The 24,613-nt window shown below is 35.4% G+C and carries 18 protein-coding genes, 1 pseudogene and 1 other annotated feature (1 of these 20 running past the window's edge); of the genes and pseudogenes, 16 read left to right on the top strand and 3 right to left on the bottom strand.

Annotated features, from left to right (window positions below; genetic code table 11):
- Positions 1 to 7 precede the first annotated feature (7 nt).
- From R8749_RS08865 to R8749_RS08855, 3 genes and pseudogenes are all read left to right on the top strand, one after another.
- A pseudogene (locus R8749_RS08865) lies at positions 8 to 1,692 on the top strand (adenine deaminase C-terminal domain-containing protein).
- A gap of 280 nt (positions 1,693 to 1,972) precedes the next feature.
- A complete protein-coding gene (locus R8749_RS08860) occupies positions 1,973 to 2,140 on the top strand; it encodes a hypothetical protein (protein WP_317696106.1) in 168 nt (55 codons plus the stop codon).
- Entirely contained in the window at positions 2,106 to 5,723 is a 3,618-nt protein-coding gene (locus R8749_RS08855) for a BspA family leucine-rich repeat surface protein (protein ID WP_317696104.1), read from the top strand. The genes R8749_RS08860 and R8749_RS08855 overlap by 35 nt, the downstream gene beginning before the upstream one ends.
- A gap of 322 nt (positions 5,724 to 6,045) precedes the next feature.
- Here R8749_RS08855 and R8749_RS08850 read toward each other — a convergent pair whose 3' ends face one another.
- Entirely contained in the window at positions 6,046 to 7,101 is a 1,056-nt protein-coding gene (locus R8749_RS08850; protein ID WP_317696103.1) for a hypothetical protein, read from the bottom strand.
- Between the two features lie 92 nt (positions 7,102 to 7,193).
- On the opposite strand from R8749_RS08850, the gene R8749_RS08845 reads away from it, so the two are divergent.
- The gene (locus R8749_RS08845; RefSeq protein WP_317696101.1) at positions 7,194 to 7,670 is read left to right on the top strand and encodes a hypothetical protein; all 477 of its coding nucleotides are present in this window, start codon (positions 7,194 to 7,196) and stop codon (positions 7,668 to 7,670) included.
- Here R8749_RS08845 and R8749_RS08840 read toward each other — a convergent pair.
- Complete coding sequence (locus R8749_RS08840; protein WP_317696099.1) at positions 7,663 to 8,157, bottom strand: acyl-CoA thioesterase; 495 nt, start codon at positions 8,155 to 8,157, stop codon at positions 7,663 to 7,665. The genes R8749_RS08845 and R8749_RS08840 overlap by 8 nt on opposite strands.
- A gap of 14 nt (positions 8,158 to 8,171) precedes the next feature.
- Between R8749_RS08840 and R8749_RS08835 the strand changes: the two genes are divergently transcribed.
- The 11 genes from R8749_RS08835 (at position 8,172) to holA (ending at position 18,850) form a co-directional block, all read left to right on the top strand.
- Positions 8,172 to 8,894 (top strand): CPBP family intramembrane glutamic endopeptidase, encoded by a 723-nt coding sequence (locus tag R8749_RS08835; protein ID WP_317696097.1) that lies wholly within the window; start codon positions 8,172 to 8,174, stop codon positions 8,892 to 8,894.
- A gap of 85 nt (positions 8,895 to 8,979) precedes the next feature.
- Complete coding sequence (locus R8749_RS08830; RefSeq protein ID WP_317696095.1) at positions 8,980 to 9,102, top strand: hypothetical protein; 123 nt, start codon at positions 8,980 to 8,982, stop codon at positions 9,100 to 9,102.
- A 369-nt stretch (positions 9,103 to 9,471) separates the two neighbouring features.
- Positions 9,472 to 11,316 (top strand): translational GTPase TypA, encoded by a 1,845-nt coding sequence (gene typA, locus R8749_RS08825; RefSeq protein ID WP_317696093.1) that lies wholly within the window; start codon positions 9,472 to 9,474, stop codon positions 11,314 to 11,316.
- 23 nt (positions 11,317 to 11,339) lie between these two features.
- Entirely contained in the window at positions 11,340 to 12,542 is a 1,203-nt protein-coding gene (locus tag R8749_RS08820) for an FtsW/RodA/SpoVE family cell cycle protein (protein WP_317696092.1), read from the top strand.
- Complete coding sequence (locus R8749_RS08815; RefSeq protein ID WP_317696090.1) at positions 12,535 to 12,756, top strand: DUF2129 domain-containing protein; 222 nt, start codon at positions 12,535 to 12,537, stop codon at positions 12,754 to 12,756. The genes R8749_RS08820 and R8749_RS08815 overlap by 8 nt, the downstream gene beginning before the upstream one ends.
- Before the next feature lie 2 nt (positions 12,757 to 12,758).
- On the top strand, positions 12,759 to 13,313 hold the full coding sequence (gene rsmD / locus R8749_RS08810; protein WP_317696088.1) for a 16S rRNA (guanine(966)-N(2))-methyltransferase RsmD: 555 nt from the start codon (positions 12,759 to 12,761) through the stop codon (positions 13,311 to 13,313).
- Complete coding sequence (coaD, locus tag R8749_RS08805; protein ID WP_317698553.1) at positions 13,310 to 13,804, top strand: pantetheine-phosphate adenylyltransferase; 495 nt, start codon at positions 13,310 to 13,312, stop codon at positions 13,802 to 13,804. The genes rsmD and coaD overlap by 4 nt, the downstream gene beginning before the upstream one ends.
- Positions 13,797 to 14,870, top strand: a complete 1,074-nt coding sequence (locus R8749_RS08800) for a SepM family pheromone-processing serine protease (protein ID WP_317696086.1) — start codon at positions 13,797 to 13,799, stop codon at positions 14,868 to 14,870. Before coaD ends, R8749_RS08800 begins: the two co-directional genes overlap by 8 nt.
- 135 nt (positions 14,871 to 15,005) lie before the next feature.
- Positions 15,006 to 15,638 (top strand): helix-hairpin-helix domain-containing protein, encoded by a 633-nt coding sequence (locus R8749_RS08795; RefSeq protein WP_317696084.1) that lies wholly within the window; start codon positions 15,006 to 15,008, stop codon positions 15,636 to 15,638.
- Positions 15,639 to 15,747: 109 nt separating this feature from the next.
- A complete protein-coding gene (locus R8749_RS08790) occupies positions 15,748 to 17,856 on the top strand; it encodes a ComEC/Rec2 family competence protein (RefSeq protein ID WP_317696082.1) in 2,109 nt (702 codons plus the stop codon).
- Complete coding sequence (holA, locus tag R8749_RS08785) at positions 17,843 to 18,850, top strand: DNA polymerase III subunit delta (RefSeq protein ID WP_317696079.1); 1,008 nt, start codon at positions 17,843 to 17,845, stop codon at positions 18,848 to 18,850. Before R8749_RS08790 ends, holA begins: the two co-directional genes overlap by 14 nt.
- On the opposite strand, the gene R8749_RS08780 is transcribed toward holA, so the two are convergent.
- Positions 18,847 to 19,659, bottom strand: coding sequence for a Cof-type HAD-IIB family hydrolase (locus tag R8749_RS08780; RefSeq protein WP_317696076.1), 813 nt, complete (start codon positions 19,657 to 19,659; stop codon positions 18,847 to 18,849). The genes holA and R8749_RS08780 overlap by 4 nt on opposite strands.
- Before the next feature lie 255 nt (positions 19,660 to 19,914).
- On the opposite strand from R8749_RS08780, the gene R8749_RS08775 reads away from it, so the two are divergent.
- Entirely contained in the window at positions 19,915 to 24,399 is a 4,485-nt protein-coding gene (locus tag R8749_RS08775; protein WP_317696074.1) for a BspA family leucine-rich repeat surface protein, read from the top strand.
- A 51-nt stretch (positions 24,400 to 24,450) separates the two neighbouring features.
- Positions 24,451 to 24,613, top strand: a binding site (T-box leader) (it continues 66 nt past the right edge of the window).

The raw sequence follows: 24,613 nt of genomic DNA, 5'->3' as shown, positions 1-24,613 counted from the left end.
ATTTAAAATGACAGTAGTTGATCAACTGTTTGTAAATGCAAAAGTTTTTAATGTTTATTTAAAAGAATTTCAATCAATTAATATTGCAGTGAAGGACGGTCAAGTATATTGGCTGACAACATCAGAACCCGAAGCCAAAGAAATAATTAATTTAAAAGGCAAATATGTAGTTCCCGGACTAGTTGACGCACACATGCACATTGAAAGTTCAATGACCACGCCAACAGCTTTTGGTGCTCAGGCTGCTCAATTTGGCACGACCACGATTGTCGCAGATGATCACGAGATTGCTAATGTTGCAGGGTTAAGCGGGTTAGAAGAATATATGGCGCAGCCTAGTTCGATTGATGTATTTTATGCAATTCCTTCATCTGTTCCTTCAACAACGCCAGAAATGGAAACCACTGGCGGCATTATTGATGAGGCGGCAACCGCAGAATTGTTAAAAAATCCGCGGGTAATCTGTTTGGGTGAAGCAATGAATTTCCAAGGTTTAGTATCAGAGCCAGATTCTTTAATCCGCAAACTGGTAGCACTTTGTCGAGAAGAGCGTCCGACGATGCCGCTTGAAGGACATTGTCCTAAATACTCCGGTGAAGATTTGGCTCGATTTATTGGGTCGGGAATTACATCTGACCATACCCATCAAACGCCGGAAGGCATGATTGAGAAAATTTCAAATGGAATGTTTATTGAAATTCAGGCTAAATCTTTAACTCCTGAAGTAATTCAAACAGTAATTGACCATCAATTGTATGAACACGTTTGTTTTGTTACTGATGATGTAATGCCGGATGATTTCTTGAATGGTCACTTAAATAAGTTAGTTGAACAAGCCATCAGTTATGGCTTAAGTCCAGAAATGGCAACTTATATGGCAACCTACACCCCAGCGCGCCGGATGGGTCTTTGGGATCGAGGCGCTATTGCTCCTGGAAGAGTAGCTGATTTAATCGTTCTTGATGACCCTAAAACTTTTAAAATTGAATCAGTTTACAAAAATGGAAAGTTAGTTCGCAATTCAAAGCCAGAGGAAGTTCATTTTAGTGAAAGTTTATCTCACTCCATTGATGCAAAGATGCTGACAGAAGATGATTTAGTAGTTAAAGTTCCCAAAGAGTCAGGAAAAGTTACCGCTAATGTAATTCAAATTGAACCAAAGAGCACTTTTACAGAGTGTGTTCCAACAGAACTAGAAGTAAAAGATCATGTTGTTCAGTGGCAAAAAGCAGGATTAGCACTTTTAATGGTGCAAGAACGCTACGGACATCATGAACCTTTGCAGTTTGCTTTTGTCAAAGGAGCAATAAATAAACTGGGTGCAGTTGGAACGACTTGGGCTCATGATCATCACAATCTAATGGTGATGGGAACTGATCTTACTGATATGGTCAAAGCGCAAAATCAATTAGTTGAGCAGCAGGGGGCTATTTGGTAGTAAAGAATAAAGAAGTAGTCGCTAATGCTCCATTGCCAATTGGCGGCGTTGTATCTAGTATTCCAATTACCGAACTTGGACCACAGATTGCAGCAGTGCGTGAAGCAATGCAAGATTTAGGATACCATCATTTTAACGAAATCATGTCATTGTCGACCTTGTCGCTACTGGTTTCACCAGCATTGAAAATTTCTGATAAAGGAATGTTTGACGTTAAAAGTCAAAAGCCAGTTCCTTTGTTTGTTGAATCATAATATTTCTAGGCAATAATTGGCTGGTGTGAGAGCACCAGCTTTTTATGTGGAATCAAATGTAACTTTTATAATAATTCTATTTTCATCTTGATACATTTACATGAAGTTTTTGCAAAAAGTCTGATAATACTTTACTTATAATAAAAGCTGGGGATTGTCAGCAAAATAGCACTTGGTTGCTTATTTTGTAAAAAAATTTCGTAAAAATAAATATAAAACTAATAGCAATTTTGTTATACTTAGAAAATATTCATCAAATCAGACGGGAGTAATGAATTTAATGAACAAGTATATGAAGTTATTAGGGTCGTTGTTAATCGTAATCGCAAGTATTACAACGCTTGCTTTTGGATTAAACAGCAAAGATGACAGTAAAGCGGCAGATTTTCCGCATAATTTGACCAATGAAAATAATGGTAGCGATTTCAGGGGGGGGGCGCTTAGCTAATCCCGTTGTAACTGATTTTAAACCAGTTACAAAAAACAAAAAGTTAGTCCGAGGTGTTAACGGACTAACTTCAGTTGATATTGGGGCAGGAGATTCACAGAACTTTTTTGCACCGGTATCGGCAGCAAAGGTAACAGTTAATGAAAATGGGACGTGGGATTCTGTAACTTTAAATGAAGCTCAAAAGAATCAGTTAGGCGCAGTTTCTTTAAACTCAACCGTTAACATGACTAAGGATTTTTCTTTTAGATGGGATCTGAAAATAGAGCCATCTTCTTCAAGTAGATTGTCCGATGGAATCGGATTTGTTTTACATCCACTTTATAAACCGGGAGAAATAATTATGGGATCTCAAGGCGAGAGCTCATATGTATTGCCGGCTGTTTTTGGCAGAGAAGATGGAGTTAACCCTGTAACTGATGTTAATAGTCGACATAATGGCCAAAATATTCGATCCATCGGAAAAAACGGTGGTAACCTTGGAATTTCCGATTTAATGAATGCTATTGGTTTTAAGGTTGATACTTACTACAACTACAATTCAGCACCTGAGTTGACTGGAACGCCTTATGGGAGCTCTTTACATGAGCAAGATTATCACGTCGTAGATGATTTTTTTCCAAGTATTTCGGGTGGACTTTTAAATGATAATAGTTTTGGAGCATTTGTCTCAACTAATAATAATGGTTTTGCAAAGAAAAATGCTTTGACAGCCCCGTTAAATGGTACTGCAGTTACGGCAAAAAATAATTCTGATGGGACGGTTAACGGTAATGCAATGAAACTTGCCGACAATCAGTGGCATCCGATGGAAATTAGTTACGATTCTTCAACTGCGGTGATTACTGTTAAATTAGCCGATCCTTCAGGCGGAGTAACTTGGAAGAAAGTCCTCTCAGCTGGTGAAAAGGCGGTTGTTGCTGATCGAAGCAATTGGGGATTTGCAATTTTAGGATCGACTGGTGATGGTTACGAAGGTCATTATATTAAAAATGTTAGTGGTTCATTCACACCCGGAGATCCGGTTGTTACAACTCGTTATATTGACGAAACTGGAACTGACCTTCAGACTTCAGTTACTACAATTTATGAAGATTGGCAAAGGGAACACCCGGGGTCAACCGTGTTTACTGATAGCAGCAGCCCAGAGACGATTGTTAAAAATGGTAAAACTTACAAACGAGCTCAAGTAAATAGAACTGTTTTTAGTAATGGATTAAGAATCAATAAACGAATCGGGACTCCCGGTAGTGACGGTACGGTAACTACAGCTGGAACTTCTATGACGGTTAATACTAATTTTGATGGAGTAGTTTTTGTCAATTACGTTTATCGTCAAGTTTTATCGGCTGGTGATGTTACAACCGATCTGCAGCTAAGCTCAGATGGGACGAATTTTGCTAAAACCGTTGATATTCACCCAGGAGACGAAATCACATTTAAATATACAGCAAAAAATAATACTCTGCCGATTTGGGAGAAAGTGACGGCAGTGCAGTCTTTAGGTGGATTATTTAAACCTAAAGGAACATTGCCAAGTGGAGTAACTGAAAGTGGCGGTTTGTTATACGTTCCTTTGAATTACGGATCAAATAACAGCTTACAATTAGGCGAGACTGGTACTAATACGGTTAAGTTGAAGTATGAAGGAGTCGAAAAAGCCAGCCTTACTGCTAATGACGCGGGACAAATTACGATCACTAAAAATCCTGCGACACCAGGAGTACCAAAGACGTCAACTATTGTCTCAAAGGTCTCAATCTACGATCAGTCCAATCAGTTGATTGATGATAGCGGTAATCCAATTTACGGGTCATATTTCTATAATGCTGATAACGCTAACGCACCTTTGGCTGGTACTGAAAGAGTGTACAATACAGCCAATTACGCTCCCATGACTGATTCAGTGACAGTAAATGATCAGGGCTGGTGGAACGTTGATAGCAGTAATGTCTTGACGATCTATCCGCATGAGTTGAATGCTAGTGCCGATTGGGAACCTTTTCCAACAGTTGGCAATCCTTACTTTCAAAATTGGCCGTGGGATCCTTATCGGAGTCAAATAACTAAAACAGTAATCAAATCAGGAGTAACAGCAAAAGAAAGCCTATCACAACTATTTTATCCTCTTGAAAATATGACTACGATTGAAGGTCTTGAGGATCTCGATACCAGTGAAGTGACGGACATGTACTTCATGTTCAGCCAATGTAATTCCTTAATCAATTTAAATGTTAGTAACTTTAATACAAGTAAGGTTACTAATATGAATAGCATGTTTTGGAACTGTAATTCGTTAACCAGTCTTGATGTGAAGAATTTCGATACCCATAGTGTTACTGATATGAGTGAAATGTTTTATTCATGTGGAAAGATAACCAATTTAGAAGTGAAGGATTTTGATACTTCTAAAGTTACTTCAATGAGAAGAATGTTTTTAGGGTGTGAGTCACTAACTAGTTTAGATGTAACAGGCTTTGATACAAGTAAAGTTACTGGTATGTTGGGAATGTTTAATAACTGTTCATCGATAACAAACCTTGATTTAAGAAGTTTTGATACCAGTAAAGTAACTGATATGTCATCGATGTTTGGTTATTGTACCTCTTTATCTGACTTGAAATGGAACACAACAAATTTTAATACAAGTAATGTTACTAATATGCAAATGATGTTTCGCGATTGTAGTTCATTAAAGAATATTGATGTAAGCCATTTTGATACTAGTAAAGTAACGAATGTTAACTATATGTTTAATGGTTGTACGTCTTTAGCGAGTCTTGATTTGAGCAGTTTTGACCTGACTAATGTTGTTCACAAAGGGAGTTTAAATCATGTGGAGAGCGGATACAATGAGATGTTGTCAGATACTCCTGAACTTTGGAAATTAACGCTTGGACCAAATACAAAATTTCCAGATGTTACTGTTAGCGGGACGTTGGTCTCTGCAAATTTGGCAGATCCAACGCCTGGAACACCAATTAACGATCTCGCTAAACCGGTACCGCCTAATCCGCAATATTACGTTACGAATGCTCAGTGGCGGGAGGCAAGCACTGATGATTTCCTGCATGAGCCAGACGGAGCAGCGAAGACCGCAGCTGAAATTATGAGTGAATCGGCGACGGCTAATCGCAAGCGGACATACGTTTGGGATCAAATTGGTAAGCAGACTTTAGAAGCAACGCCAGGCAACATTGATCTGGGAACTCATGCGGGACATTTAAAAAATCAAGAATACAAAAGTTCAGCGCAGAATTTGAAATTAACCGATAACCGAAATGCGAGAGCGGGGAAGAATTGGCAGATAACAGCGGAGGTGTCAAAGCCGTTTAAGCACGCAACAGATCAGACCAAAGTAATTAATGGCGATCCGCTTTATTATCATGACACGACCTCAGGGACGAAGACACATTTAACTTCTACAGCGCAAGTTCTATATAGCGGAATTGCGACAAGCGACTATCAGGACGTCAAGAATTATCCATGGGATTTGAGTTTTAAGGCAAGTCCGAGTGATATCCCAAAAGCAGGGAAATACAATGCAACGGTGACATTTACCTTAATTAATGCAACGCCGTAGTAAAACGTTAAAATTTGCTGATAAAATTTAGCAATTAAATACGTTAATCTCCGTTTTAATATCTAAAAAAATTCGATTTAAAACAACTTTTACTTGGATGTGATACGCTTTGAGCGTGGTATATAAGTTAAGTATAAAAAAGAACCGATGTTAGTGCATCGATTCAATGTAAGCCGCTTCAAAGTCGGTGGCATAATTTATAAATTGTTCAAGCCATTCTATAAACTGGCCAAAGTATATATAGAACGGCTTTTTTTCTTACTCATTTTTATGTTCAAGAATTGCTGCAATAAGTAAGCCAAACGAGCTGTTTGGAAGTTTTTTATTGAGCGTTATCCTGATGATTACGATTTAAAAGATCCCGCCAAGTTGAAAGATCTTCCTTTAGATGTTTGACTAAATATAGATCGTTAACTTGGTCACTTGCCTGTTCCAAAATTTGAGTGCCTTCTTTGATGTCATCATTTAAATATTTTTTATTTTTATTAATAAGTTCGAAAAGGATCATAGTTTTAATAAATGAAGTATAATTTTGTCTAGTGCTATAATGAGTAATTAGTTTAGAGTTCCAGTGATCAACTGACCATTTTGTCTTATAGTTGCCAATTACGTAAGCAAAAATTGCCTCATTAAGATATTGAGCTCGAATCATTTTAGGTGCGAAATTAAGAAATGGAATTAACGCATCAATATAAGTTAACAGATCATATTGGGCATTTTCGCGAAAAATTGCATGTTCATAATAGGTTACTTTAAGCCAGTCTTGGTACATTACGAAAGGATTTCGATGGTCTGCTTGCTGGGATTGTTTAAAGAGATCAGGTGAGTATTTAATGATGGGGACGTTGTTAACAGCAAGATAAACAGCTACTAAACTAACGTAATACCCAAAAAGTGCATCCGGACCTTTCTTAATATAGGAAATATTTTTTGTATCAGTAGGATTGCCGAACCACGTTAGTGGAATGATATTTAAGAAATTATAAAAGAAGAAAAAGATTAGCAGAATAATGTCAACCCGAACGATAATCGGTGCTTTAGGAATAATTAGAAAAATTCCTATGCTAATTAGTAATAGAATTAAATCAATAATAATTCCGCCATAAAAATATGGGCGAAACTTTAATTTTGGAGTAAATTTTTTCGGGACCATGTTGCTTGAAGTATCGAAAAACGATCGATGAACATGAAATTGCATCTTTTTGTTCTTTTTGATGAGAGTAAACCACATGAAGTTCAAAGAAACAAATTGATAGCCTGAAAACAAAGCAAAAATGATCTTTCCGATCTCATGCAAAAGCTGAGCCAGATAAATGATCAGGATCAAAGAGATCAAGTATTCGAAAAAAAAGATAAACCATTGTAATATAAAATTCATATTTTCCACTCTTGAATTGATTATTATTAACTTACAACATATTTCTATGAAATGAAAAGAAAATTTATTAAAAATAAAGTATAGGTTTGAAAATGAAAAATTTAGTGCAGTTTTTAAAAAATAATTGGTTTGGTATCATTACAATTTTAATCGGAATTCTGGTTGTTTTTGTTCACCAAATGGGAAAAATTGATTTGGATACTGGAATTTTCTGTCTTCTTCAGACAATCTTTTTAGGATTAGTTTGGCGTCAAAAAAAAGATTGGCCCTCGATGGTTTTGGCAGTCCTGAACTTAATTGTAGCAATTCCCTTAATTTTAGAGATTTTTACAGCAATTATTCCGACGGTTTATTTAATAATTTCAATTTTAATTCTTGATGCCATTTACTTATTTAATAGTTTATTTAACCGCGACCACGCTCTTTTATTAGTTCTTTTGGTAATCTTAATTGCTGATTCTTTGCTTTTAATTTTATATCCTTGGTGGAGTAAAATGGTGTGGCTGGTTCTTCTTGGCTTATACTTTATCATTTTTGGCGTTATAAATTTAATTAGGAAAACTAATTAGCGGTTATATTATTTTTTAAAGTTTTTAAATTATTCAATTTCTGTTTTCGCTTTGCTAGACGTTCTTTAAATCCAGCGAGGATATATTTTTCCTCAGAAGTTGATGCAATTAAATCGGCTCCAACTTCAACTTTGGTTAAGAGAGCAAAAGTAATAAAACCAGTAACTTTAACAACAGAATCTTCTTTACTTTGATCGCGGCCGAAGATTTTAAAGAAAACTTCGACTGAGCGATTGTAGATCCCAGATGCGTAGCATGTTAGGGTATAGATATCGTTTTGATGCAGCGGGGCAATAAAATTCACCTCATCCAATGATACAGTTGCAATAGGTTCTTTTGTTACATGATTAACTGAAATTGAAGCAGTTCGGTCAATCAATGAAAGAATTTTTCCGCCAAACATGGTTTTATGACCATTGAGTTCATTGGGCATTACGCGGTTAGTATTTATTACTTTAGTTTCAGAAATATTTATTTTTTTTTGCATATTTAGGAGTCCTATTGAAAAAAGCACTTAGAAAAATTGATTTAAATCCTCGGCTGCGGATGATTTTTTCAATCATTGCAATTGCCCTTTTAATGCTTTTTTATTATCTACAAGGTAGCATTTTATCACAAGCAGTGAAATTAAAAATTACAGAAGATGAAACTTCTTATAATCAACAGATTTTTTTGGAAGTCATGTATTTTGTAACTTTTGCAATTCTAGTTTTGCTTGCTTTAATTGTATATTTTAAATTAACCAGAAAAAAGCCTTTTCAAAAATTTACGCTTAGAAAAATTGGAACCTCAACGGGACTTTTTATTGGAAGTATAGTTGTTCAGACTGTCCTGGGTCAATTAGATTATGTAATAAATGGTAATATGCAGTCGGCGAATAATTCATCAATTGAAGAAATAGCAGGCTTGAGAATTGATTTTGCAGTTGTATTATTGTCGACAGCGGTTTTATTTTCTCCAATTTTCGAAGAAGTTATTTATCGTGGTTTAATTGTTGATGGGGTATTCAAAGAACATCGCCTGATTGGCGTTTTTACTCAAGCATTGCTTTTTGGCGCATCTCATTCTGTTGATAATATTATTCAATTTATGACTTATTTTATGACTGGTTTATTTTTAGGATTAATCTATTGGAAAACTGAAAATCTAGAGTATTCGATGATAGGACACTTTTTACAAAATGCGATTGGGGCACTAGAAATGATTAAAGATCTGATATCTTAAATAAATTTACAAAAAGTTTGACATCGATTGTAATTAACGATATTATTATCAATTGTAATTAAAAGACGAAAGGTGGTGGTAAATAATGACAACTGATTCTGCTGGACCATCGTCAGATTGTGGTGTGAGGTTGCCTTATTGTTTATCCACTGCTTTTGACGATTTAAAAGTGATGAAATGGTACGGCGCCTCTAATTTAGACAAATAGCCTAATAGAGGGACGCGGGAACGCGTACTGAGAGGCATCGTTGTGTGTTATTTCCCGGATGTAGGGAAGTGGGGACTTTTTTACATCAATTAATCGGCGGAAATAGTTATAGACGTTTGCGGGTGGCTTTTTGGTCGCTCTTTTTTTTGGATAAAAGTTTATGTATGAAATAGAAGCAAAAAATGTTAATAGAATTTTGGGTATTTACCATGATGATTTGAGAATTCGTAAGAAAGTTTTTTCATTAGTCATAACTGATTGAAAATAACAGATAAGAAAACGCTTAAAATGAAAAAAATTAAATGGATTTCCATCTTATTAGTAAATGTATGATAAAATTCAGATAATATGAAGGGATTAAAGTACTAAATGAAGAGAAGAGAAGATATAAGAAATATAGCAATTATTGCCCACGTTGATCATGGTAAGACTACGTTGGTAAATGAATTATTGAAACAATCAGACACGCTTTCAGAACATACTGATCTGCAGGATCGTGCAATGGACAGTAACCCAATTGAGCGTGAAAGAGGAATTACAATTCTTTCAAAGATCACCGCAGTTAAATACGGCGATACTCAGATTAATATTCTTGATACGCCAGGGCATGCTGACTTTGGTGGTGAAGTAGAACGAATCATGAAGATGGTTGATGGCGTGTTACTAGTCGTTGATGCGTTTGAAGGTACGATGCCGCAAACTCGCTTTGTGTTAATGAAAGCTTTGGAACAGAATTTAACTCCGGTTGTGGTAATTAACAAGGTTGACCGACCTGGAGCTCGACCTGAAGAAGTAGTTGATGAAGTTCTTGAATTATTTATTGAGTTAGGAGCTAACGAAGACCAGCTTGATTTTCCAGTTGTTTACGCTAGTGCGATTAACGGAACTTCCAGCTATGCTTCAGAACCTGAAAAGCAAGAGCATACTATGAAGCCTATTTTTGATACCGTGGTTAAGGCAATTCCAGCTCCTGTTGATAATAGTGACGAGCCACTACAATTTCAAGTTGCAATGCTTGAATACAATGATTTTGTAGGAAGAATTGGAATAGGCCGAGTTTTCCGCGGGAAAGTCAAAATCGGTGACGAAGTTGCTTTGACAAAGCTTGACGGCAGCGTTAAAAACTACCGGGTTACCAAACTATTTGGATTTTTTGGTTTAAGCCGCCAAGATATTCAAGAAGCCCAGGCAGGTGATTTAATTGGTGTTTCAGGATTCGATGATATCTTTATCGGTGAGACAATCACTCCAACCGATGCTATTGAACCATTACCGCTTTTAAGAATTGACGAGCCGACTCTTCAGATGATGTTCTTGGCAAATGATTCGCCTTTTGCGGGTAAAGAGGGAACTCAAGTAACACCTAGTAAGCTTGAAGATCGTCTAATGGCTCAGCAGCGTACTGATGTATCGTTGAAGGTAGAAGAAACAGATCAGCCAGGAGCATGGCTTGTATCCGGCCGTGGAGAATTACATTTATCGATCTTAGTTGAAGAAATGCGCCGTGAAGGATTTGAACTTCAATTATCTCGTCCACAAGTTATTTATCGAGAAATTGATGGAAAATTACAAGAACCTTTTGAATCAGTGCAAGTTGATATTCCAGATGAGTATACTGGAACAGTTATTGATGCCATGGCTAAACGTAAGGGTGAAATGATTGATATGATCAATGAAGGTAATGGTCAGACTCGAATCCTGTTTAAAGTGCCCTCAAGAGGACTAATCGGATTCCCTACTCAATTCATGTCTGATACTGGTGGTTACGGAATTTTGAACCATAGTTTTGAAGAATATGGTCCCGTTATCAAAAATTGGGAACCTGGTCGTAAGACCGGTGCCTTAGTGTCAATCAATCAAGGTTCAGCTACAACTTATAGTTTACAGAGTGTTGAAGGACGCGGAACTTTATTTATTGATGCAGGTGTTGAAGTTTATGAAGGAATGATTGTCGGAGAAAGCAGTCGTGACCGTGATATTTCAGTAACTGTTACTAAAGGAAAGAACTTAACTAATACTCGTGCTTCTGGTAAAGATCACGCGGCAGCAATTAAAACTCCTCGTAAGTTATCACTTGAAGAATCAATTGAATTTTTAAATGATAGTGAATATTGCGAAGTTACGCCAACAAGTGTTCGTTTGCGCAAAAAGATTTTAGATACAAATTCGCGTGAAAAGGCAGAGAAGCGTCGTCGTTCTTCAATAAATGGTTAATAGCGTTTTTGTTTTAACGTCCTATGGAAAACAAGAAAAACAAATTTAAATATGATCCTTGGCTAATGATTCCATACTTGTTTTTAAGCTTAATTGGAATTTTAATGGTTTATTCTTCAAGTGCGAATATTACCCAAAACGGTAATCCATCAATGAGTCCAACCAGTTATTTGATCCGTCAAACCGGATTCTTTTTGGTCGGGCTTTTTCTTGTTTTCGTGATTTCTCATCTGAAATTTAGCTTTTTAAGGAATCCCAAAGTAACTAATGGCTTTCTGTTAATTGTTGTTGCAATGTTGGTTTTTGTCCTTTTTAAAGGGAAGTCGGTTAATGGAGCAGCAGCCTGGATTCAAGTTGGACCGATTAATATTCAACCAAGTGAGTTTGTGAAATTAGCAGTTATTCTTTATTTGGCGCGAATGCTGGCAAAACGAGGAGAAAAAACACATCCGCTTTGGCATAATTTGAAATCTTACTTTAAATCAATCCTTGGGCCTTTGCTTTTGGTGATCCTGATTGGAGTTTTAGTTTTAAAACAGCCTGATACTGGCGGAGCAATGTCAATTGGTTTGATTACGATCATGATTGTAGCAGTCAGTGGCATTCCATGGATAATAGGGGTTTCAACTTTTGCGGGTCTGCTCTTGTTAGCAAAAGGTGTTATTAGTTTAATTTTAACTCTTTATAATAAACACATTCTTTCTAAGTTGCCTTATCAGATTTTGCGAGTCATCGCTTTTGGAGATCCTTGGAAAAATAGCAGTGCGTCAGGAGTTCAGCTAACTAATTCCTATTTTGCTATTAATAATGGTGGTTGGTTTGGCGTTGGAATCGGCAATAGTATTCAAAAGCACGGTTATTTACCAGAACAAAATACTGACTTTATTTTAGCGATAATTTCTGAAGAAATGGGAATTATAACGGTAATTTTAATTTTATTAGCCATTTTTACAATTATTACGCGGGCCGTGATTTTAGCAATTAGAAGCAAGAATAATTACTACTCGATGTTATGCGTCGGAATTGCGACAACCTTTTTTATTCAAACGGTGTTTAACGTTGGAGGAGTCACTGGTCTTTTACCAATAACTGGAGTAACTTTGCCGTTTATTAGTTATGGAGGATCTAGTATTTTGTTATTATCGATTGAATTGGCTCTTTTGTTCCATATTTCCAATGAGGATCGTTTGAGGAGAATCGAGGCGAAAATATCAATTCGTGATTAAAAGGACAAAATTAATAATTTATACTGATCATCTTATAAACCTGAGATTTTTACGATCAGCAGCCAATTTGCAGTATTATTCAAATACTTTTCATTACGCAGTAGTTTATGTTAATGAATCAGAAGTACCGCAAATTATGAAACAGCTTAAACAAAATCGAAGAATAAAAAAAGTGGAAATTTCACCAGAATTTAATGAATATAAGGATATTTAAAAATGTTAAGAATTGTTGGGGGACAGTATCACGGAATTAAGCTAGCAGCTCCAAAAGGAGATAATACACGGCCAACGACAGAAATGGTTAGAGAGTCGATCTTTAATATGCTGCAGAATTACGAGTTTAACGGTCCGTGCCTTGATCTTTATGCTGGTTCAGGTGCTCTGGGAATTGAAGCTTTTTCCCGTTTTTCAACCCCAGGATACTTAGTTGATCGTTCTAATGATGCAATTCGGGCAATTAATAATAACGTAGATAAACTTCACGCAGAATCCCAATTCAAAATCATTAAATCAACCGCTCATAAAGCTTTGATTTTATTTCAGGAACAAGGAATTAAATTTTCTTTAGTTTTTCTTGATCCTCCGTATCTCTATCAAAATCAAAATTCAGATATGGATCAAATAATTGATTTAGGTTTGGTAGAAAAAGGGACAATTTTTGTCTGTCAGGGAGATCAAGAATTAGAATCATCATCAAATAGCTCACTAGATCTTTTAAAATTTAAAAAGTATGGTAAAACATATATATATATTTATCGAGTGGAAGAATAATGAAGAAAATTGCTTTGTTTCCTGGAAGTTTTGATCCATTTACTAATGGTCATCTGCAGACCTTAAAATATGCTGATCCGCTTTTCGATCAAATTTATATTGCGGTTGAAACCAATACCCAAAAAGTTGGACTTTTCTCTTTTGTAGAAAAAAAAGAGATGATTGAAGAAAGTATTGCCGATTTATCTAATGTCGAAGTAATTGAGCAGCCGGGAAAGTTAACCGTTGAAGTTGCTAAAAAACTTAACGCTCAATTTTTAATTCGAGGCATTAGAAATTCAGCAGATTTTCAATATGAGGCTGATATTTCAAATATGAATCATACCCTCGATCCGACAATTGAAACGGTATTTTTTATTCCACCGAAACATTTTACTTACATTTCTTCAACGATGATTCGAGAAGTTTCATCTCTTGGAGGAGATGTTTCCAATGTAGTACCGGCACCCGTTGTAAAAAAATTAAAGGAAAAATTTAAGATTAATGGATAACGACCAAGAAATATCTAATAAGAAAATATTTCGTCGTAATTTTAGTATTGCGGCGCTTTTTTTAATCTTAGTGGTTTTATTAGTTCCCATACAATTTCCCACTCAATATTATATTGAGGGGTTAGGAGATGCCCAATCTTTAAAATCAGTAATTACGATTGATGGAAAACAAGATCAAAGAAAAGGGGCTTTTTATTTTACTGATGTTTCGCTTAAAGGACCAGTTAATCTAATGATGTTAGGGTTAGCATCACTTAATCCTCATTCAACGATTATTGATAAAAAAACCTTGATGAGCGGTCAGACAAATGATGAATATAATAATCTGCAGGAATATTATATGGAAAACGCTCAAAATACAGCCATTTCAACGGCTTTTAATAAAGCCGGCGAAAAGGTCGAAACGAAATATTTGGGCGTGTATGTGATGAGTATTGACGCAGATTCTCAATTTAAAAAGAAACTTCAAGTTGGAGATACGATCACTCAGGTTGACGGACAGCAAATTCATACTAGTGCTCAGTTTAGAAAACTTTTGGCAGCGAAAAAACGCGGACAGCAAGTAACTATTCAGGTTAAACGAAAAGGGAAAACGGTCAAAGTTACCGGCGGTTTGGTTAAAATAACCAAAAAGCGTGCTGGTGTTGGGATCATTCCAATCGATCATACTAAGGTTAAAACTGATAAAAAAGTTAACTTTGATCTCGAAAATGTTGGTGGTCCATCGGCCGGCTTAATGTTTACTCTAGAGTTGTATGAACTTTTAACTAGGAAAGATTTACGTCATGGTCAAAAAATTGCAGGAACTGGTACAATTGAAAATGATGGTTCAGTTGGTCCGATTGGGGGCATTGATAAGAAGATTGTGAGTGCTGATAAATCGGGGGCAAAATATTTTATTGCGCCGGATGACCCTGTTACCAAGGAGATTAAGAAAGAAAATCCTGATTACGTTAACAATTATCATTTGGCCTTAGAGGCAAAAAAGAAATTTAAATTAAAGATCAAAATTATTCCAGTTAAGACTTTCGATGGAGCAGTTAAAGCTTTAAATAATCTAAAATAAAAAGCTTGTTTTTAAGTTATTAAACTAATATAATTACTTGTACATTTCTATATACATATTTATTTAATTGAAAAAGAGCTAATTCGATCGACGAATTAGCTCTTTTTTGCGTAATTTACCTTTGGAGGTAAATTAATGAAAAATATAGTAAAGAAATATTATCTAGCAATTATTGCTGGAGCAGTGATTATTATTGGCGGAGTAGTGATGATCTTTTTCTCACAGGCAAAAGGTCAGAACGCAGCAAAAGAAAATGAACAGCTCTTTAGCAGTCAGAAAAAAAGTTCTTCAAAAACGGTTACTGCAGAAGTCAAAAATCAAAGTAAATTTGTTGAAATTAAGGGGGCAGTAGTTAAGCCAGGAATTTATCCAATCAAAGCCAATACCCGTTTAGCAGAGGTATTGCAGCAAGCAGGAGGTGCAACGCCGAACGCCGATTTAAAAACTGTGAATCTGGCGAAAGTTGCCCACGATCAAGAATCTTTTTATATTCCTCAAAAAGGAGAAGCGCCGGCACCAGCTGAGAAGAATCCAGCGGTTAGTGAAGAGGCCCCTGTTGAAGCAAAAAGTGATCTTGTTGATCTTAATACAGCCGATTTAACTAAACTCCAGACTTTAAATGGAATTGGTGCGAAAAAAGCTGAAAAAATTTTAGAATATCGTAAAGAAAAAGGTCAATTTAAAAAAATTGATGAATTAAAAAATGTGAACGGAATTGGCGATAAAACTTATGAGTCAATAAAGGACCAGATCACTGTCAGTCCGTAAGATGTCAGGAGTTTGGGTTTTCCCAACCATTTTATTCATTTCATTATTCTATTTAATTTTAAGTAAACAGCTGATTTTAATGTTGTTTATCTGTTTTTGGTTAATCCGGTTGTACTCGTTAAAAGATTTAAACGTTTGGCTTTGGTGTGTAATTTTTGGTGCTGCAGCGTTTATCGGAGGAATATTTTGTGAAAGTATTGACCGGCAAGTATATGTACCAAAGAGCCAAACTGTTTTGGTTGATCCCAATGATGTTAAAGTTAATGGAGATTTAGCTCAAATGAAAGGAACGGCTGAGGGAGTTGCGGTGTTGGTAACAGCTAAACTTGATTCAGCAGCCCAAAAGGCGCAGTTAGAGAAAAATACCCGCTGGTTTAAGTTAAAAATTAAAGAGGAATTCACCAGAATTGAAGGAGCACGCAATGTTGCGGAGTTTGACTATGCCAAATATGAACACCGACAAGTTCATTGCGATTACACAGTATTTATTAATCATTTTGAACCAATTTTAGTTAAAGAAAATGGATGGCGGAAACTATTAGGCTTTAAGAAGAAGCTTAATCTTTATTTAAGTACGTTTCCCCGCTATTCTCGAATTTTTTACAAAATGTTGATCGGAGATCAGGATGATTTATTAGGTAAAGATCAATTAAGTAGATTGGGATTGCTGAGTTTACTTTCATTAGGCGGTATGCAGCTGTATTTTTGGTTGGATATTTGGCGGAGTTTAGGAGCACGGCTTCGAATCACCGAAGATAAAGTCAACATTTTTTGTTTATTCTTTTTGCTGCTGATAATCTGTTTATATTCTGATCACGTAGGATTAATGCGGAGTGCCATTTTTCTATTTGTTTCACGTTTAATGAGATTGTTTGGGAAAAAATACTCCTCGTTGGATCTTTGGTCATTTATCTTTTTATTCTTCATCGCCGTTAAACCTTATTTATTATTTAATTTAGGTGGAATTTTAAGCTTTTTGATAACATTTTTTATGCAGACTAAGGTAAGAGAGAATCGATGGATTACCAACATAAAAATCAATATTTTAATTTTGCCGGTTATTTTACAGCAGATTTATGTCTGGAATTTTATGAGTCTAGTTACTAATGCAATTTTTTTCCCAGTCATTTCCTTTTTGTTCCCGCTGTTTTGTCTAAATTGGGTTTTGCATTTTCCGTTGATTGATCAAGTGATTAATTTTGGATGTTATGTGCTTTTTCAGATCATTAATGGAATTGCAAGAATTAAGGCTTTTAATTTAGTATATGGTAAAATTCCAGTAGTAATGGCGCTAATCTTAACTTTTGCGGGATTATGGATTTTAAGTAAAAAAAGTTTTAAATTGTCGAATATGTTAGTACTGTTCACGACTTATTTAACACTATTTTTAATGATTCACTTTCCGTTAAGTGGGCGTGTAATCATGTTTGATATTGGTCAAGGTGATTCCTTGTTAATTGAGACACCGTTTCACCGTCAAATAATTTTAATTGATACCGGCGGTAAATTGGCTTTTAATAATTCAGGTTGGCAGGCGCGCAAACGAAAAGCACGGGTTGATACGGTAACGTTAAATTATTTACACAGTCGAGGGATCAGTCACCTGGATGCGGTTGTTACAACTCACCAAGATGCAGATCACATTGGTGACTTACCAGAGCTAATTAAAAAAATTCGGATTGATCGTCTGATTTATGGAAATGGAATTCTGGATAATGAACATTACCTTAAAAAGGTTGCTCCGCTTAAGAAACAAACCAAATTTATTCCAGTTCAGGCTGGACAAGTGGTTAATGTAAAAGGGCAGCATTTACAAATCTTGAATCCGGATCAACCGGGATTAGGAGAAAATACCGATTCCGTTACTTTTTTAACGAAAGTAGGTCAGCTAAAGTTTTTGTTTACAGGTGATTTAGACCAAGCTGGCGAAAGAAGAATTATGCAGAAATTTTCGGTGAAAACAGATATCTTAAAAGCAGGACACCATGGAAGCAAAACTTCAACAAGTCCAGAATTTCTTAAGAAATCGGCGCCGAAAATGGCCTGGATTTCCGTTGGTCAGAAAAATCGTTACGGTCACCCAAGCCCTGAAACTCTGCATAGTCTTGAACAAAAAAAGATTCCTTGGCTTGCGACAAAAGATGTGGGAATGGTTTATTATGAATATAATTTATTTAAAAACGAATTGAAGTGTTATAAAAAAGATGGATTTAAGTAGTTATTTAAAAGAAATAAAAAAAAGCCCCGCCGTAATTTATTTATTAAAGGGGGACGAAGCGGTTTTATATGCTGATTTACGTCAAAAAACTCAACAAATTGCAGCCTTGCAGCAAGCAGAGTTTACATCTTTTGATTTTGCAGAGGATCCGGTTGAGCGGTTTTTGGTTGAACTTGATAATTCAAGCTTATTTACTAAACGAAGATATTTATATCTGGAACACTTTTTTTCTAATTTCAAGAAACAATTCTCTACGAAAGAGGCTAATTTTTTTGAAGAACGTTTAAGAGGATCGCTGCCCGAAGTGACCTTAATTTTTAGTTCAAGCGGTGAAACGATTGATCGCAGGCTTTCAATTAATAAATTAATTACCAGAAATGCTAGTGTCGTTGAGCTTGAAAAGCTAAAGCCTAATGAATTAAGATCAAAAATGGTTAACTATTTTCAAAAGAGACCTGAAATTGAAGTAGATAAATCAACGATTGAGGAAATTTTATCACGCACAAATTTTGATTACACGGCGCTAAGAGCAGAACTTCCAAAATTAGAACTTTTCTTAGCTAATACCAACAAATTATCATCAGATGACGTAAAAAGTCTAATCACGGCAAGTCTTGATGATAATGTTTTTGGTCTAATTGGCGCGTTAAGCTCAAAGAAGTTTAATGATGTAATGCAAATCTATCGAGACTTGTTGGATTATTTTGGGCAGCCGTATGTTTTAAATGGAGCGTTAATCAATAATTTTCAAATTTTGCTGCAGGTTAAGATTTTAAATGATTCTGGCTATGATCAAGGACAAATGCAGAAAAAACTTGGGGGCATTCATCCATATCGAATTAAATTGGCCCTACAAAACAGTCAATATTTTTCGCTCACCCAGCTCATCAAAATTAATCATCTCTTGTTGGTGATGGATCAAAAAATTAAAACCAGCACTGTTAGTTATGATGAATTATTTAGCGACTTAGTGCTCCAATTAAAAGAGCGTTAATTATTTAAAATTTGAGGGAAGACCTTTTCTAAGAAAACGGCGACCCCATCTAAATCATTACTTACGGTTATTTCGTCAGCGATTTCTTTAAGTTCAGGGACAGCATTTCCCATCGCAACTCCAGTTCCAGCAAATTCAATCATTTCTTGGTCATTTGCTTCGTCACCAAAAGCAATTAAATCCTTTCGATCGATGTTTAAATAGTTTAAAGCCGTTTTTAAACCAACTGCTTTATTTACTTTAAGCGGCAAAATTTCAAGAAAAGTCGGGTGAGAGCGTGTTGTATGAAATAAATTTAATTTTTCAATTTGCGTACGCAATTTGGTATTTTCACTAACTGATCCGATTACCATTGCTTTAAAGAAAACTACATCGATAGGAATTTTATCAAAAGTAGTGTTTTCAAAAGGCATAAACTTTCCCATATAATCTTCGTAATGAGATTTTCCAAATTCAGCTAAAGAATAAACTTTATTTTCTGCTACTAAATCGAGTGTAAAGTGTTCAGATTCAGCTAGTTTAATAACGGGTATTAGATCATCTTTAGAGATGGTGTGAGAATCAATTTTTTGTTTAGCATCACTTGATTCAACTAGACCACCATTAAAGCAGATACAGATATCATTTGGTTGGAATAGATCCAAATTTTCAAGATAAGGGCGCAGACTATTATAGGGTCTGCCAGAACAAAGAATAATTTTAATGCCGCTATTATGTAGTTTTTTTAGAACTGATTTGTTACGGCGGCTGATTTCTTTTTTACTGTTTAATAAGGTGTTATCCATGTCTAAAGCAATTGCTTTGTTCATTTTTGCTTCCTTTCAAGTAACAATTAACCTTATTTTAACAGAGAAGATAGTTAGCTTTGTTTTATAAATTTAAAGACGATTCAAATTTTTAAAAATTTTTTTCAAAAATTGAACCGTCTTTTTTTAGCGCGTACTTGAGCAACTTTGTTTCATAATGTTTAGAAAAAATTATAAATAAAAGAAACTTTTCTTCATATTCCGATGTTACAATCAATCAGATAAAGCAGTAATAACTATATGTGAGGAAAAACAGTATTGCAATTAAAGTTTCCAAAAGATTCTAAAAGTTTAAAAAAATTTCATAAAATTTTGTTCTGGCAGATTTTACTTCTAACAGCGTTATTTGTATTTTTTGGCGGAAAAAAATATCGTTCTTTTAAAGCAAAAGCTGATGATTTTACAGAAATTACCCAACTTTCAAATGTAAGCACTGATCTTAAAACACCCCTGGACAGCATTTATTCATTCACTCCTCAACTAAGCCCTAATTCAAAAGTAACAGTTAATGATTTCTCAGGTGCTGTAATTGAAAGATTACCAGATCAAACTTATCAATTGACTTCTAATTCCTCTAAGCAAATTAAAGGTCAGGTTATCTACTCTAATATTGGCCTTAATGTAAAAGGAGATGCACTTGATGCAGTAGTTACAATTACTGCTCATGATACTGAGAAAATGATAATTGCACCTGTAGGCTCAGTCGCACTAACTGGAAAAAATGCATCAGCTCAAATGAAGATGCGTTTTGTAATTCATGGCACAATGACACCAGAGGCGATGTCAGGTCATCTTACAGTAGGTGAGCTTACTTCAAACCAAAGAGTTGGTTTTAACTTAAATCAAACTAAACAGATTTTTACTTTTGCCGAAACAAAGGTAAAATTTTCTAAAAGTAATAATATGACTGATTTTTTAGTTGCTGAAAAGAGTAAGCAGAACGATTTTACCATGGTTTTCGATCGTCAAATGGAGTTGGATTACGCTTTAAAAAATCAAAATGATAAAGCACAAGTGATATTTAACAAAAATGCAGTAGTTGATTTTAAGATGCCGGATGCCATTATGACGGGCGTTGATGAAACGGTAAATTTGAGAAAATTAAATGAAACATCTCCTATTGAAAATCTAACTCAGTCAGAAAATGATCAAACAGAAGCACCTGAGGGAAAAATAATTCATCCGTTATATGTGATTCAACAGACAGTTCCCAAAGGTCAGTTTGGGTATTTGGGTTGGTATCAAATTGATGATGATTTAAATTCTGCATGGTTAGTGAAACCCGAGAATATTAAAATCACAAATGAACTAAAAGAAAATGTCACAAATTTATTTCAAGTAATGATTGAGAACAATCATTTAACAATTGATGCAACGCAAAAAGCTCTTCAAAATCCTGAATTCTTTGGTCATACGTATTTTATTTCAATTAACGGCAGATTAGATTCTGAGCATCAGCCAAGTGTTGATTCGAATCAGGAAAGTATTGAATTTAGTGCACCGAATAACGCAAAAGTGACAATGAAAATTGCGGGAAAAACCATTACTAAATCTACGAATTCAGCGACAAATAAAGTTAAGGCGGCATTACCAAAAGTTACACTAGATCAAAGTTCAATTTATCCTGGGATGACCCACTTTAGTGGAGAAACCAGTGATACTGATCAACTTAAATTAAATATTACCTACAAGGATTACGCAGGCAAGGTTCACGAACAGGAACCTCTAAATGTAACTTACTACAATAATTTATCTAATGATTTAACTGCAAATAATGACGAAAATAAACATAATTGGCAGGCAGAAATGCCTAGTAATCTTGATCCCAAGGCCTCTTCCGTTAAACTAACAGCAAAAGACAGCTCAGGGATGAGTAAAGATTATTTATTAAAAGATGGTACTTGGTGGGATTATGATGCGACAAGTAAAGTTCTTACTATCCATCCTCACGAATTAAATTATGATCTTGATTCAGTAAACAATGGAACTGCGACAACTCCTTCTTATGTTTGGCCTTGGTCTAGAAAACCGATCAATGCTTGCTACTATGCTACTAAGGTAGTAATTGAACCGGGGGTAACAGCCAAAGGATCACTGAAAAAGTTATTTGAAAGTTTTAGTGTCTTAACAACTATTGAGGGCTTGGAGAATGTAGATACAAGTCAAGTAACTGATATGAATAGTATGTTTCGAGGATGCTATAAATTATCATCATTGGACTTAAGTCACTTTGATACTAGCCAGGTGACTGATATGTCGTTTATGTTCACTAGTAATTATGCTCAAACAAGTCTTGATGTTAGTAAATTTGATACGAGTAAAGTTAAAGATATGTCATATATGTTTGGCTCTTTAACCGGGCTGACAACTCTTGATATAACTAACTTTAACACAGAAAAAGTTACTAATATGGAATCGATGTTTAGTGGAAGCTCTAAATTGACAAATTTAGATTTATCAAGTTTTAATACGAGTCTTGTAACTAATATGACTCGAATGTTTTTTCAGTGTACAGCCCTAACTTCGTTAAACTTTACAAATTTTGATACGAGTCAGGTCACCGATATGTCGTATATGTTTCAATACTGTGGACTAAAGGATTATGAATGTTTAAATCATTTAAATACGTCTAATGTTACAACAATGGACTTTATGTTTGCGTATACGTCAATAGGAGATTTTGATTTTAATAAAGCTCCTAATTTTGATACAAGTAAAGTCACAACAATGAAAAGCATGTTTCAAAACAGTACAATTTCTTCTTTTGATGGCATCAGTCAATTAAATACTGGTAATGTTGAAAGTATGGATAATATGTTTAGTTCCAGTAAATTGACAACAGTGGGGACAAATACTTGGGATACAGGTAAAGTGAAAAACATGTATGCCATGTTTAAGGATTGTAAAAGTTTAGTAAGCGTGGATTCAGGTAACTGGGATACCTCAAGCGCAACTTTAATGTTTTACATGTTCAGTGGATGTACGAACTTAACAACAGTTAATACAAGCCTTTGGAATACCGGCAATGTAACAAATATGCAGAATATGTTTGAAAAATGCAGTTCTTTAGTAAGCGTTGATGTTAGTAAATGGGATGTAAGTAATTGTGGATCTTTTAATTATATGTTTTTTAATTGTTCAAGCTTACCAACTCTTGATGTTAGTAATTGGAATACTTCTAAATCTGTTATTATGTCGTATATGTTCAGCGGGTGTGCAATATTAAATAATCTCGACACTAGTAAATGGACTACCGGAATGGTAACAAACATGACATACATGTTTAATGATTGCAAAGCTTTGAGTGCCCTTGACGTTAGTAATTGGGATACAAGCCAAGTAACTAATATGTCTTATATGTTTAATAATGATAGTAATTTGGGAGGAATTTTAGATACCAAAAATTGGAACGTTGATAAGGTAACGAATTTATCCTATACATTTAATAAGTGTTCCAGTCTAACAGGTCTTGATGTTAGTAATTGGAATCCCAAAGCAGCGACAAATATGAATTCTACTTTTGCCGGATGTAAATTAGTACCAGTAATTGATGTTAGCGGATGGAGTACAGGATTAGTGACAGATATGTCCAGTATGTTTTCTGGCTGTGAAACTGTCACTGCTCTTAATTGTTCAAGTTTTGACACCAGGAAAGTTACTGCAATGATTTCAATGTTTGAGATGTGTACAAATTTAACATCACTTGATCTCAAGGGTGCACTTTTTGACACAAGTAATGTAGTTTATATGCGGAGAATGTTTAGATCCTGTCCTTCGTTGGTTAGTCTCGATCTTTCTCATTTTTCTACCCCAAAACTCCATTCGGTCAACCAGATGTTTTCTCAATGTGCATCTTTAAAGAGTATTAAGTTTGGGAGTGGTTTTGATACAAGTCAAGTAGGAGCATATGATCCAGGAAAATCAGAAAACGATATGTCGTTTTTGTTTGACGGCTGTAAGTCTTTAACAACGCTTGATTTAAGCTTCTTAGATACCACAAACTCTCGCCTTGGTTATATAGGAATGAGAAGAATGCTTTCTGACATGACGTCTCTTTGGAAAATCACTCTCGGACCGAAAACGCAGTTGTTTGAACCAACGAATTGGGGAGGGATAAACTATGGAAATGGTTTAGATAATCCCACTGCAGGCACACTCATTAACGATCCAGCCGATCCCACAGGAGAATACTATTGTAAAGGCGCAAAATGGCAAGAGGTTGGAACTGGATCAGATCATGAACCCAATGGAGCTGAAAAAACAGTTACCGATATTTTTAAGGATTCGCAAGCGGCACACACGGAATCTAGGACTTACGTCTGGTATCAAACGGGACAACTTAATTTTACTGCACCGACAGAAATTGATTTAGGCACCCATTCAGCACCTTCAAGCCAAAAAGATTATCAAAGTACCGCTCAAAGTATGGATGTTAGTGATAACAGAAACTTGCGTGGTGGTAAACAGTGGCAGGTAACTGTAGAGGCAACGGATTTAGTTAAAACAGATGATGCTGCGAAAAAGATTTCCGGTAATCCTTTATATGTTAAAGATGCGCTTGGAGAGCATCAGTTAACATCAACAGCAACTAGTCTTTATATGGAAACAAGTACTGGCGTTGGGTATAGTGATGAATGGGCTAAATCTTGGAACTTAATGTTTAAATCAAGTCCTAATGCGATTCCAGAAGCTGGAACTTACAAGGGTACAGTAACATTTACTTTAATTGATACAACACCTTAATTAAAATTAGGGCTTTTAAATTATTGAATAAACGAGTAATATATATAAAAATCATATGCTTTGAACAGAAGAGTAACTTTATTTTATTCTAGACAGAGAGTCTTTGGTTGGTGGAAAAAGACAGAAGAGTAAGGCGAAACACATCTGGGAGTATCCCTTTTGAATTAAGTAGAAAGGTTCGGGAATGCCCGTTATTGCATCAGAAGTTGTTAGA

The sequence above is a fragment of the Xylocopilactobacillus apis genome, assembly GCF_033095965.1.
GTDB classification, from domain to species: Bacteria; Bacillota; Bacilli; order Lactobacillales; family Lactobacillaceae; genus Xylocopilactobacillus; species Xylocopilactobacillus apis.
Note: the sequence above shows the minus strand (reverse complement) of the source record. Positions and strands in the feature narration are given on the sequence as shown.